The organism is Mycobacterium sp. E735 (assembly GCF_001666955.1).
GTDB lineage: Bacteria > Actinomycetota > Actinomycetes > Mycobacteriales > Mycobacteriaceae > Mycobacterium.
This window is the reverse complement of the sequence record NZ_LZIX01000243.1, coordinates 13,784-29,259: the sequence shown is the minus strand read 5'-3', so window position 1 is coordinate 29,259 and position 15,476 is coordinate 13,784. Positions and strand designations below refer to the sequence as shown.

At 68.4% G+C, this 15,476-nt stretch carries 12 protein-coding genes; 4 read left to right on the top strand and 8 right to left on the bottom strand.

What is annotated here, in order from left to right; translation table 11 throughout:
* The first annotated feature begins 28 nt into the window (after positions 1-28).
* From A5704_RS19850 to A5704_RS19840, 3 genes are read left to right on the top strand one after another with little or no spacing between them, the layout of a single operon-like run.
* Positions 29-604, top strand: coding sequence for a TetR/AcrR family transcriptional regulator (locus A5704_RS19850; protein ID WP_067749654.1), 576 nt, complete (start codon positions 29-31; stop codon positions 602-604).
* Entirely contained in the window at positions 601-2,145 is a 1,545-nt protein-coding gene (locus A5704_RS19845) for a glycerol-3-phosphate dehydrogenase/oxidase (protein ID WP_067890600.1), read from the top strand. The genes A5704_RS19850 and A5704_RS19845 overlap by 4 nt, the downstream gene beginning before the upstream one ends.
* A 58-nt stretch (positions 2,146-2,203) precedes the next feature.
* Complete coding sequence (locus tag A5704_RS19840; RefSeq protein WP_067890597.1) at positions 2,204-3,763, top strand: FAD-dependent monooxygenase; 1,560 nt, start codon at positions 2,204-2,206, stop codon at positions 3,761-3,763.
* Positions 3,764-3,837: 74 nt separating this feature from the next.
* Here the strand turns inward: A5704_RS19840 and A5704_RS19835 are convergent, their stop codons facing one another.
* From A5704_RS19835 to aceE, 8 genes are all read right to left on the bottom strand, one after another.
* Complete coding sequence (locus A5704_RS19835) at positions 3,838-4,725, bottom strand: hypothetical protein (protein WP_067890594.1); 888 nt, start codon at positions 4,723-4,725, stop codon at positions 3,838-3,840.
* Between the two features lie 137 nt (positions 4,726-4,862).
* Complete coding sequence (locus A5704_RS19830) at positions 4,863-6,284, bottom strand: acyl-CoA carboxylase subunit beta (protein WP_067890589.1); 1,422 nt, start codon at positions 6,282-6,284, stop codon at positions 4,863-4,865.
* 47 nt (positions 6,285-6,331) lie between these two features.
* A complete protein-coding gene (gene kasB / locus A5704_RS19825; protein WP_067749664.1) occupies positions 6,332-7,591 on the bottom strand; it encodes a 3-oxoacyl-ACP synthase KasB in 1,260 nt (419 codons plus the stop codon).
* An 84-nt stretch (positions 7,592-7,675) separates the two neighbouring features.
* The gene (gene kasA / locus A5704_RS19820; RefSeq protein ID WP_067749666.1) at positions 7,676-8,926 is read right to left on the bottom strand and encodes a 3-oxoacyl-ACP synthase KasA; all 1,251 of its coding nucleotides are present in this window, start codon (positions 8,924-8,926) and stop codon (positions 7,676-7,678) included.
* A complete protein-coding gene (gene acpM / locus A5704_RS19815) occupies positions 8,923-9,267 on the bottom strand; it encodes a meromycolate extension acyl carrier protein AcpM (protein WP_007170888.1) in 345 nt (114 codons plus the stop codon). Before acpM ends, kasA begins: the two co-directional genes overlap by 4 nt.
* A gap of 83 nt (positions 9,268-9,350) precedes the next feature.
* Positions 9,351-10,259, bottom strand: coding sequence for an ACP S-malonyltransferase (locus tag A5704_RS19810; protein WP_067890586.1), 909 nt, complete (start codon positions 10,257-10,259; stop codon positions 9,351-9,353).
* Positions 10,260-10,402: 143 nt separating this feature from the next.
* Positions 10,403-11,725 carry a CdaR family transcriptional regulator gene (locus tag A5704_RS19805; protein WP_067749670.1) on the bottom strand — a complete coding sequence of 441 codons (1,323 nt, stop codon included), beginning with the start codon at positions 11,723-11,725 and terminating at the stop codon, positions 10,403-10,405.
* 177 nt (positions 11,726-11,902) lie between these two features.
* Positions 11,903-14,689: a pyruvate dehydrogenase (acetyl-transferring), homodimeric type gene (gene aceE / locus A5704_RS19800; RefSeq protein WP_067749672.1), complete on the bottom strand. Its 2,787-nt coding sequence runs from the start codon at positions 14,687-14,689 to the stop codon at positions 11,903-11,905.
* Positions 14,690-14,873: 184 nt separating this feature from the next.
* Here aceE and A5704_RS19795 point away from each other — a divergent pair, with 184 nt between their 5' ends.
* A complete protein-coding gene (locus tag A5704_RS19795; protein WP_082950078.1) occupies positions 14,874-15,455 on the top strand; it encodes a hypothetical protein in 582 nt (193 codons plus the stop codon).
* Positions 15,456-15,476: the final 21 nt, after the last annotated feature.

The window sequence follows — 15,476 nt, the reverse complement described above, 5'->3', positions numbered from 1 at the left end:
GGTTGCGTCATGCGTTACAGTATTACACATGCTGTCAACCAGTAACGCACGCGTCCCGGTGGACACGGGGGAGCGCATCCTCGCGGCGGCGGCCAGCTGCGTGGTCGACTTCGGGGTGGACCGGGTGACCCTGGCCGAGATCGCGCGACGTGCCGGCGTCAGCAGGCCCACGGTGTACCGGCGCTGGCCGGACACCCCGTCGATCGTCGCGGCGCTGTTGACCCGCCACGTCACCGAGGTGATGCGGGACGCGCCGCTGCTCGGTGACGACCGGGAATCCCTTGTGCGACAGATCGTTACGGTGGCCAATCTGCTGCGTCGCGACCGCCTCGTCATGTCGGTGCTGCACTCCGAACTCGCACCGATCTACATCACCGAGCGGCTCGGGACCAGCCAGCACATGCTGATCGACGCCCTCGCCGCCCGGCTGCGGGTGGCCCAGCGCAACGGCAGCGTGCGCGCCGGCGACCCCGTCCAGATGGCCACCATGGTGTTGCTGATCGCCCAGTCGACCATTCAGTCGGCGCAGATCGTCGAACCCCTCCTCGACGCCGACACGCTGGCCGTCGAACTCGCCTACTCGCTGAACGGATACCTGTCGTGATACCCGACCCCACCGCGCTGAACGCCGCCCGCCGCGAGGCCGACCTGATTGCCCTGGCCGACGGCGAGCCGCTGGACGTCGTCGTGATCGGCGGCGGCATCACCGGCGCCGGCATCGCCCTGGACGCCGCGGTGCGCGGGCTGCGGGTGGCGCTGGTGGAGAAGCACGACCTCGCCTTCGGCACCAGCCGGTGGAGCTCCAAATTGGTGCACGGCGGGCTGCGTTACCTCGCGACCGGCAACGTGGGGATCGCCCGCCGCAGCGCCCTCGAGCGCGGAATCCTGATGGGCCGCAACGCCCCCCACCTGGTTCACGCGATGCCGCAAGTGGTTCCGCTCCTGCCCTCGATGAGCCGGGGCAAGCGCGCGCTGGTGCGCACGGGGTTCCTGGCGGGCGACGCGCTGCGGATGCTTGCGGGCACGTCGTCGTCGATACTGCCGCGGTCGCGCCGGATCTCACCGGAGCGCGTCGTGCAGCTGGCGCCCACCGTTCGGCGCGCGGGGCTGGACGGCGGGCTGCTCGCCTACGACGGGCAGTTGATCGACGACGCCCGCCTGGTCACCGCGGTCGCGCGCACCGCGGCGCAGCACGGCGCACGGATCCTGACCTACGTGGCGGCGTCGAGGGCCACCGGCACCTCGGTGCGGCTGACCGACCAGCGCACGGGACAGTCGTTCGACGTCGCGGCGCGGGCGGTCATCAACGCCGCCGGGGTGTGGGCCGCGGAGATCGACGGCCTGCTGCGGCTGCGGCCCAGCCGCGGAACGCATCTGGTTTTCGACGCCGAAGCGTTCGGGAATCCCACTGCGGCGCTGACGATTCCGATCCCCGGCGAGCTCAACCGGTTCGTCTTCGCCATGCCCGAGCAGCTGGGCCGGGTCTATCTGGGGCTGACCGACGAAGCCGCCCCCGGCCCGATTCCGGATGTGCCCACACCGTCGGCCGACGAGGTCACCTTCCTGCTCGACACGGTCAACACCGCGTTGGGGGTCGCGCTCGGGCCGGCCGACGTCATCGGCGCCTACGCGGGGCTGCGGCCGCTGATCGACACCGGCGAGGGCCGCACCGCCGACATCTCGCGCGAGCACGCCGTCGTGGAGTCGGCGTCCGGGATCATCAGCGTGATCGGCGGCAAATTGACCGAGTACCGCTACATGGCGCAAGACGTGCTGGACCGCGCCGTCGGCCTTCGGCGCCTGCCCGCCGCGAAGTGCCGGACCCACGACCTGCCGCTGGTCGGGGCGCCCGCCAATCCGGGACCGCCGGGCTCCGGCCCGGTCGCCGGGTTGCCGGACTCGCTGGTGCGGCGGTACGGCGCCGAGGCCGCCAAGGTCGTGGCCACCGCCACGTGTAAGCGCCCGACCGAGCCGGTCGCCGAGGGCATCGACGTCACCCGGGCGGAATTCGAGTACGCCATCACCCATGAGGGCGCGCTGGACGTCTCCGACATCGTGGACCGGCGGACCCGCATCGGCCTGGTGGCCTCCGATCGCGAGCGGGCGCTGCCGGCGGCCGAGGAGTTCGTGGCGCGCCTGGGTTAGGCGCCGAAGCTTGATTCTGACTGTAGATATCGAATGATAGCGACTATCATTTTGTTCTATGACGACCACACGAGTTCCAGTCCTCATCGTCGGCGCCGGCGCCGCCGGCCTCGCCACGTCGGCATTGCTGGCGAAACACGGGGTCCGCTCGCTGCTGGTCGAGAAGCGGCGCGAGGTGTTCATCTATCCGAAGGCCCGCAACCTCAGCTTCCGCACCCTGGAAATCCTGCGCGGTCTTGGATTGGCCGACGAGATCCACGCGGTCGCCAACGGCGTTTCCGACATGCTGAGCAAGCCGACGCTCAACAGCGCCGAACAGCGTCAGGCGATCGACATCAACGCGATCTTCGCGCCGTTCGACGAATTGAGCCCCGAGCCCGGCGGCCAGTACTGCCCGCAGAGCGCCTTCGAACCGATCCTGCTCACCCACATCCGCCGGCGCGGCAGCGAGGTGCGCTACAACACGGAGTTGGGCTCGTTCGAACAAGACGCTAGCGGCATCACCGCGGTTGTCCGCGATCGCGAGTCGGGCGCGACCGAGGCGGTACGCGCCGACTATCTCGTCGCGGCCGACGGCGTGCACAGCCCGGTCCGCGACGCGCTCGGCGTGACCACCTCCGGCCACGGGGCATTGCCCATCTATGTCGTGTTCATCTACTTCCGGGCGACGTGGCGAAAATTCGCTCCGGACCTGGGCGACGGCGACGCCATCCAAGTCAGCAACCCGGACGTCGAGGGAATTTTTCTGTCGGTGCGCGACGACATGGGCATGTTCATCACCACGTACTTTCCCGCCCGCGGGGAAACCGCCGAACAGTTCACCGCCCAGCGGTGCCGCGAGATGCTGACCAAAGCGATCGGTGAGCCGATGGACGTGGAAATCATCGATGTGGCACCCTGGCAGCCCTACGAGCGGGTGGCCAACCAATTCCACTGCGGCCGAGTGTTTCTCGTCGGCGACTCGGCCCATACCATGCCGCCGTTCAAGGGCGGCGGGGCCAACACCGCCATCCAGAGCGCGCATAACCTGGCCTGGAAACTGGCCGCCGTCGTGAACGGGACCGCCGGCCCGGCCCTGCTGACCACCTACCATGCCGAGCGACACCCGGTCGGGCGCTTCAACGCTCGCCAGTCGCTTAGCGGGCCGTCGCTGGGCTTCCTGCGGTTGGACGACGACCGGCCCATGTTGCCGCCGGACGAGGAGGCGCCGATGTTCGCGCTGCTTATCGGCTACCAATACCGCTCGGGCGCAGTGGTTTCCGATGATCCCGGCCCGGCGGATCCCGACGCCGTGTCGCTGATCGACGAATTGCGCGGGCAGCCCGGCACTCGGGTGCCGCATGTTTGGGTGCGCGAGGGGGTTTCGACGCTCGACCTGCTGGGCCCGGGATTCACCCTGCTCACCGGCGACGAACGCTGGTGCGCCGCCGCGGCTTCGGCGTCGGTGGCCGCGCATCGCATCGACAGCGACGAGTGGGCGGCGGTCACCGGGCTCGGCCCTTCCGGCGCGCTGCTGGTGCGCCCCGACGATTTCGTCGGCTGGCGCTGTGACTTTCTGCCCGACGATCCCGAGGGGCAACTGCGGGCGGTGCTTGCGAAGATCCTCTGCAGACCATGACCGCGCTCCGTGAGCAGACACAAAAGCGCATGGCCAAAGCGTGTTGCGTGCGATTATGTGTCTGCTCGGCGGCGTTAACCGGCCGTCGGTGGGCGGTTCAGGTGCGTCGCGATGCGGTCAGCGAGGCGGTCAGGTTCTCGTCGCACGTCGTCGACGACGATTGGGATGATCGTCCACCCAAGCTCCTGGATCTTGGCCCACCGCGTCTTGTCGCGAAGCATTTCCTCGCGGCCAACGTGCCAATCGACGCTCTCGTATTCTGCGGCCAAACGCAGATGCGGCCATGCGAAGTCGACGCGCCACAACTGGCCATCGCGTCCGACGATCGGATGCTGCAGCTCGGGAAGCGGTAGCCCGCGATCGATCATCACCAGCCGCGCCTCGCTTTCCATGGGCGATTCCGCACGGCCATCCGCAAAGGGCAACAGTGCGCGCACAGCAACTATGCCTCGACGTCCTCGCTGCTCGATAACGGCTCTCCGAATTTCATTGCGAGTGCACTTCATTGAGCGCAACGCCGCGTCAAGCGTCGCCAGCGCCCGCGGCCGGCGCAGTTGCCTTGCGACCTCCACTGCAGTCCATCCCGGTGCCGTCGCGAGACGACCCCCAATTCGTTGGAGCCGGGCACCGGTTCGTTGGTGAACCATCAAGCCGGCCGTAGGGCGCATGCGCACACCGGGATCGAGAACGTGAATAGCTCTCGTGTTCTCGGTGTCGAATCCGTACAAGGCCGCGGCGGTGCCCAGGCAGGCCACCGCATGTCGGCCCATGAAGACGTCCAAGGCGGCCAACCGCCCCAGACAAGTTGGCTGTGTGGCGCCGTAGACCCCGTGCCATACGCGGACCAGCCCACCGTTTCGGACTTGAACGTCGAGTTGTTGACGGGTCATGACTGTCAGCAGTTGGGACGTCGTCGCGAACCCGCCGACTTCCTGCATCAGCTTTAGCGCGTCGGTGAGCACCGCGGAAGCATGCGGTGGCCCGGCTCAATTGACCAGTCACGCCTGGGGATTAACCGCCGAGCAGACGCAAAATCGCACCACGCGGGCACCGCGAGTGCGATTTTGCGTCTGCTCGCGCTAGAAGGTGGCGCTGCGGCTTACAGCGGGATGTTCTTGTGCCGACCGCGGCGCGCCGGGGCCTGAGCCAGCGCCTCGGTGAGCTTGCTGCGGGTGTGCGACGGGTCGATCTTCTCGTCGACCACGCCGATTTCGATGGCGCTGTCCACGCCACCGGCGATCTTCTCGTGCTCGGCGGCGAGCTGGTCGTGCAGCGCCTCACGCTCGTGATCGGCCGCGGCGGCCAGCTTTTTCTTGTGCAGGATGCCGACGGCGGCCTTGGCGCCCATCACCGCCACCTCGGCGTCCGGCCAGGCGTACACCTTGGTCGCGTTGAGCGACCGGGAGTTCATCGCAATGTAGGCCCCGCCGTAGGTCTTTCGGGTGACCAGCGTGACCCGCGGAACCGTGCACTCGCCGAAGGCGTGCAACAGCTTGGCGCCGCGGCGCACCACGCCGCCCCACTCCTGGTCGACGCCGGGCAGGTAGCCGGGCACGTCGACGATCACGACCAGCGGGATGCCGAACGCGTCGCAGAGGCGCACGAAACGTGCTGCCTTCTCGGCGCTTTCGGAGTTCAGGCAGCCGCCCAGACGAAGCGGGTTGTTCGCCAGGACACCCACCGTGCGGCCGGAGAGCCGGCCCAGCCCGATCACCATCGACGGCGCCCAGTTGGCCTGGAACTCGTCGAACGGGGTCTCGGCGTCCAGGATCGCGGTCACGATCGGACGCACGTCGTAGGCCCGCCGCGCCGATTCCGGCAACAGGGCGTGGATGTCGGTGTCACCGGCCTCGGCCTTGGTGCGGTCGAAATGGCCCTGCTGGCAGAACAATCCGACCAGTCGACGGCCGCGCTCGTAGGCGTCGAGCTCGTCGTCGGCGACGATGTGGCACACGCCGGACTTCTTGTGGTGGGTCTCCGGACCGCCGAGGGACGCCATGTCGACGTCCTCGCCGGTCACGCTGCGCACGACGTCGGGCCCGGTCACGAACACCCGGCTCTCCGGAGCCATCACGATCACGTCGGTCAGCGCCGGCCCGTAGGCGGCGCCACCGGCGGCGAAGCCGACGACCACCGAGATCTGCGGGATGTAACCGGACGCACGGATCATCGCCTCGAAGACCCTCCCCACCGCGTGCAACGCCTTCACGCCCTCGGCCAACCGCGCACCGCCGGAGTGCCAGATCCCGACGATCGGGCTCTGCTCCTCGATGGCGGTGTCGTAGGCGTTGACGATGTGCGCACAGCCCTCGATACCCATGGCGCCGCCCATGACGGTGCCGTCGGTGCAGAAGGCGATGGTGCGCACACCGTTCACGGTGCCCGACGCAGAAAGCACACCCGAGCGGTCACGCTCGTGCAGCAGCGCGACGCTGCCCTCGTCGAAGAAGTTGCTCAGACGCAGCAACGGGTCCCTGGGGTCGAGCGATTCGCCGACCGACGCGGGGGCCATGATTGTCATCGCAGGTCTCCTGTTCTCCGGTGTGCTCTCTGGTTGGGCAGCGATGGTCAGTACCGCCCGAAGGCGATCGCGACGTTGTGCCCGCCGAATCCGAACGAGTTGTTGATCGCGTACTCGTACTTGCCCGGCCGCGGCTTGCCCGCCACCACGTCCAGGTCGATCTCGGGGTCGAGGTTTTCCAGGTTCAGCGTCGGCGGAATCACCTGGTCCCGCAGGGCCAGCACCGTCAGGATCGATTCGACCGCACCCACCGCGCCCACCGAGTGGCCCAGCGCGGCCTTGGGCGCGTAGACGGCCGCGTTGCCGCCGTGGGGGCCCAGCGCGTTGTTGATCGCCTTGCCCTCGGCCACGTCACCCACCGACGTACCCGTCGCGTGGGCGTTCACGTGGTGGATGTCGCCGGGGGTCAGGCCGGCGAGCTGAATCGCCCGGCTCATCGCGTGCCCGGCCCGAAGCCCGTTGGGGTCCGGCGCGACCATGTGGTAGCCGTCCGAGGTGATGGCGGCCCCCATGATGCGGGCCAGGATGTTGGCCCCCCGAGCCTTGGCGTGCTCCTCGGTCTCGATCACCATGAGCGCCCCGGCCTCGCCGAACACGAAGCCGGTGCGATCCCGGTCGAACGGGCGGCAGGCACCCGCCGGGTCGTCGTTCTTGGTCGACATCACGATGCGCATCTGGGCGAACGCCGCGATCGGCACCGCCTCGATCTTGGTCTCGACACCACCGCAGATGGCGATGTCGGCCTCGCCGAAGACGATGTTGCGCCACGCCTGGGCCACACCCTCGGAACCGGACGCGCACGCCGACACGGGCGTGATCACGCCGGCCTTGGCGTGCCGTTCCAGACCCACCGCCGCCGCGGCGCCGTTGGGCATGTATTTCTGCACACCGAGCGGGGAAACCGCCCGCATGCCACGGGCGCGCATGTCGTCGTAGCTGAAGACCATTTCCTCCGACGAGCCCAAGCCGGTGCCGATGGACACCAGCAACCGGTCGGAGTCGACCTCGGGCGAGCCGGCGTTCTCCCAGACCCGGCGGCTCAAGATGGTCGACATCCGCTGCAGGTAACCCGTGCGCCGCAGCTCGACACGGGTCATCTGGCTGTCGAATTCCTCCAACAGGTGCCCGCCGATCTTGACCGGCAGGTCGAACTCCTCGACGAACGGGTCCTCGAGTCTGCGGATACCACTTTGTCCGTCCTGCAACAACTTCCAGGTGTTCTCGGCGTCAGTGGCCAGTGCGGTCGTCATGGCGACGCCAGTGACGACCACATTCGGGAGCGTTTTCCCGGTAACCAGCTCTGTCATGGGTCTTGCAAACGTTCCTTTCGTACTTGTCCGGCTCCTCCGCGGGCCGCTTGCTGAGGCCCGCTTCGTCGCCCGACGTCGTGCTCAGTACCGCCCGAAGGCGAGCGCCACGTTGTGGCCACCGAATCCGAACGAGTTGTTGATGGCGTAACGGAAATCGCCGTAGCGGGGTTCGCCCGCGACAACATCAAGATCGATCTCGGGATCTGGCGTTTCGTAATTGAGAGTTGGCGGTATCACGCCGTCCCGAAGGCTCAATACCGTGAGGACAGATTCCAGCGCGCCGACCGCGCCGATGGAGTGGCCCAGAGCCGACTTCGGTGCGTACACCGCCGCCTGCTCGCAGCCCGCGACCCGGATGGCGTTGGCCTCGGCCGTGTCGCCGATCGGTGTCGCCGTGCCGTGCGCGTTGACGTGGTCAATGTCCTTGGGGGACAAGCCAGCCAACTCGAGCGACCGTTGCATCGCCCGGCCGGCGCGCACGCCGTCCGCGGCCGGCGCAACCATGTGGAACGCGTCCGAGGTGATGCCCGCACCCATCAACCGGGCCAGCGGCTTGGCGCCGCGGGCCTTGGCGTGCTCCTCGGTCTCGATGATCATCAGGGCCCCGGCCTCGCCGAACACGAAGCCGTCGCGGTCCTTGTCGAACGGGCGCGAGGCGCGTTCGGGCTCATCGTTGCGAGTGGACATCGCCCGCATCATCGAGAACGCCGCGATCGGCAGCGCCTCGATGGGACCCTCGACACCGCCGCAGACGGCGAAGTCGGCGTCACCCATCGCGATCTGGCGCCACGCGTGCGCGATCGCCTCCGAGCCCGACGAGCATGCCGACACCGGGGTGATGACCCCGGCGCGAGCGCCCAGTTGCAGACCCACCACCGCCGCGGCGCCGTTGGGCATGATCATCTGGACGGCGAGCGGCGACACCTTGCGGGGGCCGCCCTCGTTCATCAGGTCGTAGCTCTCGACGATCCGCTCGGCGCCACCGAGCCCGGTGCCGACCACGACCGAGAACCGGTCGGGGTCGACCTCCGGGCTGCCGGCGGACTCCCACAGCTGAGTGCTGAGCAGCTTGGCCAACCGTTGGACGTACGACATACGCCGCAGGTCGAGCCTGCTCATGTGCTCGTCGATGGGCTCCTTGAGGTGCCCACCGATCTTGACGGGCAGGTCCCACTTGGTGACGAACTCGTCCTCGAGTACGTGGATGCCGCTTTCGCCGGCCAACAAACCCTTCCACGTGCTCTCGATGTCCGGCGCGACCGACGTCGTCGCCGTGACGGCGGTCACCACAACGCTGGGGTAACCGCCATTAGCAGTGGAAGGCTTGCTCACTTGTCCGCTTCCATCCTCGCCTTGACGTTGGCGACGGCGTCGGGGTTCTCCGTCTCCAGCTTGGCGCGCAGGGCCTCGGCAGCCTCGGGGTTCTCTTCCTCGAGCTTCTGGATGTAGGAGACGACGTCACCGACGGTGCGCAGACCGGCGAGGTCCTCGTCCGGGATCTTCACGCCGTACTTGTCCTCGGTCTGCACCGCGATCTCCACCATCGACAGCGAGTCGATGTCCAGGTCGTCGACGAACGACTTCTCCGGGGTGACCTCGGACGGCTCGATACCGGTGACCTCTTCGATGATCTCCGCGATACCGGCGATGATTTCTTCCTGGCTGACGGCCACAGCGTCTTCCCTTCGTGATGTGTTGTGTTAATCGAACAGAGCGTTCTTATAGAGCGTTATGTGGTTGTACTGGAAGCGGCTTTCTACAGTTCAGCCAGTGCGTCCAGGTCTGCGGGTGCCTTGACGGCGCGGGTCGTAACCCCCCGAAGTTCGCGTTTGGCGATGCCGGTCAGAGTGCCCGCGGGCGGGAACTCCACGGCCGCCGTGATCTCCCGGTCACGCATGGTCGCCGTGCACAGGTCCCAGCGCACGGGCTGGGTGAGCTGGGCGACCAGCGCCTCCATCGCCGCCGCCGCGGAGCCGACGGGCTGGCCGTCGCGGTTCGACAGCAGCGTGGCGGTGGGCGCGGCGGTCGCGACCGCGGCCGCCGCGGCGGCGTAGCGGTCGAGGGCCGGAGCCATGTACTTGGTGTGGAACGCCCCGGCCACGCCGAGGGCGCGAACCCGGGCCTTGGCCGGCGGGTCCTCGGCCAGCTTCTCCAGCGCCGTCAGCGGGCCGGCGGCGACGATCTGGCCGGCGGCGTTGCGGTTCGCGGGGAACAGGTCGAGCTGCTCGAGGCGGGCCAGCACTTCGGCCTCGTCACCGCCGAGCACGGCGGACATGCCGGTCGGCTCGATGGCGCACGCCTTGGCCATCTCGGCGCCACGGGTGGCGGCCAGCGAGACGGCGTCGTCGGCGGCCATCACACCGGCGATCGCGTACGCCGCGATCTCGCCGACGGAGTGGCCGGCGACGATCAGCTCCGCGCCGGAGAGCAGGCCGCGCTTGGTGAGCTCCTGGTGGGCCAGCAGGGTGGCGGCGACGACCAGGGGCTGCGTGACCGCGGTGTCGGTGATCTCTTCGGTCGACGCGGTGGTGCCCAGCCTGACCAGGTCGAGGCCGCTGGCCTTCGACCACAGGTCGAGCTGGTCCGCGGCACCCGGCAGGTCGAGCCACGGCGAGAGCATCCCCTCGGTCTGCGAACCCTGTCCGGGCGCAAGCAAAGCAATCACGTGTTTAAGAGAACACTGTGGAAACGGTTTTGGCGGGTGTAACAGATTATGAACCTGGTCTTAGGTTTTTGTGTACTCCCCACAAAACAGCTCCGTAAGCTACATGTTCGATACCGTTGCTTGATCTGTTGCCTGGGTCACTATTACTCCGATTGACCGACGATAGCCGCCCTGACCGGCAGCGGAACAGGGGGCAGCGGGTTGGTGCCGACGCTGGCGGTCGGGGTGGGGTAGTTGAGCTGGCCGACCGTCGCCGCCACGCGCAGCACGTATGCGTCGCGGGGCTGGGTCGGATCGCGTCCCGTGAAGTCGGTGATCCGCTTGAGCCGGTAGCGCACCGTATTTGGATGAACGAACAACTTTCTGGCACAAGCTTCAATCGCGCCGCCACAATCCAAATAAGCGTCAAGAGTCTCGATGAGCGTCGGTCCCGCGTCGGCCAGCGGCCCCATCACGTCGGTGTGCAACGCGACGATCGCGGACGCGTCGCCCATCAGGGCGCGTTCGGGCAGAAGTTCCCGGGCCTGAACCGGCCTCGGTGCGCCCCGCCAGCCACCGACGGCGTTCATCCCGGAAATAGCCTCGCTGGCGCTGTGATAGGCGGCCGTCAGCATCGGTGCGGTGGGCCCGATGACCACCGGGCCGTCGGAAAAGGCCTGCAGCAGATCGCCGAGGAATTTGTCGGTTGGCGACAGTTGGCCGGAAACTATAGCGACCAGCCAGGTGCCGTGGACGTCGGTGAGGGCGGCGCGGCCATGCTGGGCGGCGATGTCGCGGACGTGCTGGCTGGCCCGCTGGTCGTCGCCGGGCCCGGTGGAGCCGTCCCGCCCGGGGGCCGGGACGCCGACCACGACGGTCGCCGGGGCGGTGGTGTCCCAGTTCAGCGCCGCGGCCCGGGACAGCAGTTCGGGGCCGGTGTCGCCGCGGACCACCGCGTCGACGACGCTGGCCTCCATCCGGCTGTCCCACGTGCCGCGGGCCTCGGCGGCGTTGGCGTAGGCCGAGGCCGCGGTGAACGCCAGGTCGCGGCTGTACTTGAGGACACCCACGGTCAGGGCCGTCAGCTGCTCCTCGGAGCGGGCCACCAGCGGCAACACCTCCTCGAAGAACTCCATGGTGACGCGCACCATGTCGACGCTGTGCCGCAGCGCGATCCGGCGGGCCAGATCCTGGGGTACCAGCTCGAAGGCCTGGGCGGTGTAGCTGACGTTGCTGTGTGGGTCCTGCATCCACTCGACGAAGTTGTTGATGGCCGTCTGCACCACCAGCGCCACGCTGGCCCGCTGCGAGGCTTCCAGGTCGGCGAAGAAGGGCAACCGGTCCTGCATGACCGAGACCGCCTCGGTGGCCAGCCGGCCGGAGTATTGCTTGAGCCGGCGCAGCACGGAGTCGGGCACCGTGTTGAGCATCTCCAGCGGCGACCTGGGCTGCTTGGCGAACGGGCCGGCGAACGGGTTGTCATTCACCCCTAAAACCTACGCCACATTTTGGAAGTATCCGCCAAAGAGGTGGGCGGTTTTGCGCCGGTGTGCGGCTGGCCGCACACTCGCGGGTAGCGGGGAAGCGGGTGCGGCGGGTGCCCGGCAAGCGGGCGCTCGCGTCCCAGCGCCCGGCTGGCGGGGCGCTCGCGGAATCCTGGGCGCTCAGGCGACCCCGGGGTCGGACGTCTGCTCTGGCGCGGCCTGGACGTCGTCGATCTTGTACTGGCGGGCGGCCGCGACCGGCACCGACGGGTCGATCTCACCGTCGCGCGCCAACGCCTCCAGCACCGCCACCACCTGCGACTCGGCGTCGGTGTTGAAGTAGCGCCGGGCGGCGGGCCGGGTGTCGGAGAAGCCGAAGCCGTCGGTGCCCAGCGTGACGAACGTGTTGGGCACCCACGGCCGGATCTGCTCGGGCACGGCGCGCATCCAGTCCGACACGGCGATCACCGGCCCGTCGGCATTCGACAGGGCCTGGGTGACGTAGGCGGTCCCGGCCGGTCGGTCCGGGTGGCGCAGCTTGGCCTTCTCGATGGACAGGCCGTCGCGGTTCAGTTCGCCCCAGCTGGTCACCGACCACACGTCGGCGGCGACGTCCCACTCGGCCAGCATCTCGGCCGCCTGCAGCGCCGACGGCATCGCCACCCCGGAGGCCAGGATGTGCGCGGTGTTGGCGCGCTGTTCGGTGGCCGCGCGGTAGCGGTAGATGCCCCGCAGCACGCCCTCGGGGTCGAAGTTCTCCGGCTCCGGCGGCTGCACGTACGGCTCGTTGTAGACGGTCATGTAGAAGTACACGTCCTCGGGGTCCTCCCCGAACATCCGCGCCAGCCCGCTCTCCACGATGTAGGCGATCTCGTAGGCGAACGCCGGGTCGTAGGCGACCACGGCGGGATTCGTGCTGGCCAGCAGCAGCGAGTGACCGTCGGCGTGCTGCAGCCCCTCGCCGGTCAGCGTGGTGCGTCCCGCGGTGGCCCCGAGCAGGAAGCCGCGGGTCATCTGGTCGGCGGCGGCCCACAGCCCGTCGCCGGTGCGCTGGAAACCGAACATCGAATAGAAGATGTAGATCGGGATCATCGGCTCGTTGTGCGTCGCGTACGAGGTGCCTGCCGCGATGAACGAGCCCACCGACCCGGCCTCGTTGATGCCCTCGTGCAGGATCTGCCCGACTTCGCTCTCCTTGTACGCCAGCATCAGCTCGGCGTCGACGGCGGTGTAGAGCTGGCCCAGGCGGTTGTAGATCTTCAGCGACGGGAACCAGGAGTCCATGCCGAATGTGCGCGCCTCGTCGGGAATGATCGGCACGATGCGCGGCCCAATCTCCTTGTCGCGCAACACTTCCTTGAAGGTGCGCACGGTCGCCATGGTGGTGGCGACCTCCTGGGTGCCCGATCCCTTCTTCAGCGCGGCGTAGATTTCGCGTCCGGGCAGCTTGAGCGCCTTGGCCTTGGTGCGGCGCTCGGGCAGGAACCCGCCGAGGGTGCGCCGGCGGTCGAGCAGGTAGCGGATCTCCGGGGCGTCCGACCCCGGGTGGTAGTAGGGCGGCAGGTAGGGGTTCTCGTCCAGCTGGGCGTCGCTGATCGGGATGCGCATGGAGTCCCGGAAGCGCTTAAGGTCTTCCAGCGCAAGCTTTTTCATCTGATGGGTGGCGTTGCGGCCCTGGAAGTGTGCGCCCAGCGAGTAGCCCTTGATGGTCTTGGCCAGGATCACCGTCGGTTGGCCCTTGTGGTCGAGGGCGGCCCGGTAGGCGGCGTACACCTTGCGGTAGTCGTGGCCGCCGCGCTTGAGGTTCCAGATCTCGGCGTCGGTCATGTTCTCGACGAGCGCCTTGGTGCGGGGGTCGCGGCCGAAGAAGTGGTCGCGCACGTAGGCGCCGTCGTTGGCCTTGTACGTCTGGTAGTCCCCGTCGGGGGTGGTGTTCATCAGGTTCACCAGCGCGCCGTCGCGGTCGGCGTGCAGCAGGGCGTCCCACTCGCGGCCCCAGACCACCTTGATGACGTTCCAGCCGGCGCCGCGGAAGAACGACTCCAGCTCCTGGATGATCTTGCCGTTGCCGCGCACCGGGCCGTCGAGGCGCTGCAGGTTGCAGTTGATCACGAACGTCAGGTTGTCCAGGCCCTCCAGCGCGCCGACGTGCGCGAGCCCGCGGCTCTCCGGCTCGTCCATCTCCCCGTCGCCGAGGAAGCACCACACGTGCTGGTCGGAGGTGTCCCTGATGCCCCGGTCGTGCAGGTAGTGGTTGAACCGCGCCTGGTAGATGGCGTTGAGCGGGCCCAGGCCCATCGACACGGTTGGGAATTCCCAGAAGTCGGGCATCAGCCGGGGGTGCGGGTAGGACGGCAGCCCGCCGGCGGCGTGGCTGTGTTCCTGGCGGAAGCCGTCGAGCCGGTCCTCGCTGAGCCGGCCTTCGAGGAAGGCGCGCGCATAAATCCCGGGCGACGCGTGGCCCTGGATGAACACCTGGTCGCCGCCGCCGGGATGCGACTTGCCCCGGAAGAAGTGGTTGAACCCGACCTCGTACAGCGCCGCCGACGACGCGTACGTCGAAATGTGGCCGCCGACGCCGACTCCCGGGCGCTGCGCGCGGTGCACCATGATGGCGGCGTTCCAGCGGATCCAGGCCCGGAAGCGCCGCTCCACGTCCTCGTCGCCGGGAAACCACGGCTCGAGTTCGGTCGGGATCGTGTTGACGTAATCGGTTGACGTCAGCGACGGAATGGCGACGCGCTGCTCGCCGGCCCGTTCCAGCAGCCGCAGCATCAAATAGCGGGCCCGCGCGGGCCCGGAGCGCTCCAGCAGCTCGTCGAAGGATTCCAGCCACTCCGACGTTTCCTCGGGGTCGATGTCGGGCAGGTACGACGCCACGCCTTCACGGATCACCCGAACGCGGTCGGGTTCGCTTGCGCTGCTAGGGGTTTTGGCCAGATCGTGGCGCGCGAACTCGGTTGTCAACGCACTCTCCTGTAGTTGGCGGGGTTTGTGCCCTCGGGGTGCCGTGCACCGTCTCCCCCTATCGTGCCGCACCGGCGTTTCGCGGGGCTAGCCGACATCGGGTAGCTGACGCGGGTTCACCCCGCGGACACGAACCCGCGCGTAGCGAAACGATCGGGGAGGCCACCCGGTAACGTCATGAGCCGTGCTCAGTGGATGGCGTGCCGTCCTTGCGGGGGGCTCCCCCAGGCGAGGCGCTTTGGCGCTCGGATGTATAGCGGCGACGCTGATGGGGATCGTGGGGTGTACCACCGTCACCAACGGCACCGCCACCCCCGACACCCAGGTCGCCCCGGCGTATCGGCAGTCGGTGTCCGCGTCGGTGTCCGCGTCGTCGGCGACCTCGCGGGTCCGCGAGTCCCAGCGGCAGCAATCGCTCACCACCCGGGCCGTGCGCACCTCGTGCGACACGCTGGCCACGTCGAGCAAGGACGCGATCGACAAGGTGAACATCTTCGTCGGCGCGTTCAACGCGGGCCGCAGCACCGGCCCGACGGAGGGCCCGGCGATCGACGCCCTGAACAGCAGCGCCGACACCGTGGGCAACAGCTTCAGCGATGCGCTGTCCCAGCAGCTGAAGGACGCGTTCAACACGTATATCGACGCGGCCCGGGGGGTTGCCAACGCGATCGGCACCCACGCCGCGACGGGTGAGTTCAATCGGCGCGTGGACCGCCTCAACGACGCCAAGACGAAAGCGCTGAAACTGTGCCTGGCATCCTTCTAAAGGCGCGGGTGTCGACGCGGT

Coding starts and splice junctions, on each gene's coding strand:
- A5704_RS19850 (WP_067749654.1), top strand. CDS start 29: ATGCTGTCAACCAGTAACGCACGCGTCCCGGTGGACACGGGGGAGCGC.
- A5704_RS19840 (WP_067890597.1), top strand. CDS start 2,204: ATGACGACCACACGAGTTCCAGTCCTCATCGTCGGCGCCGGCGCCGCC.
- A5704_RS19830 (WP_067890589.1), bottom strand. CDS start 6,284: ATGACAATCATGGCCCCCGCGTCGGTCGGCGAATCGCTCGACCCCAGG.
- kasB (WP_067749664.1), bottom strand. CDS start 7,591: ATGACAGAGCTGGTTACCGGGAAAACGCTCCCGAATGTGGTCGTCACT.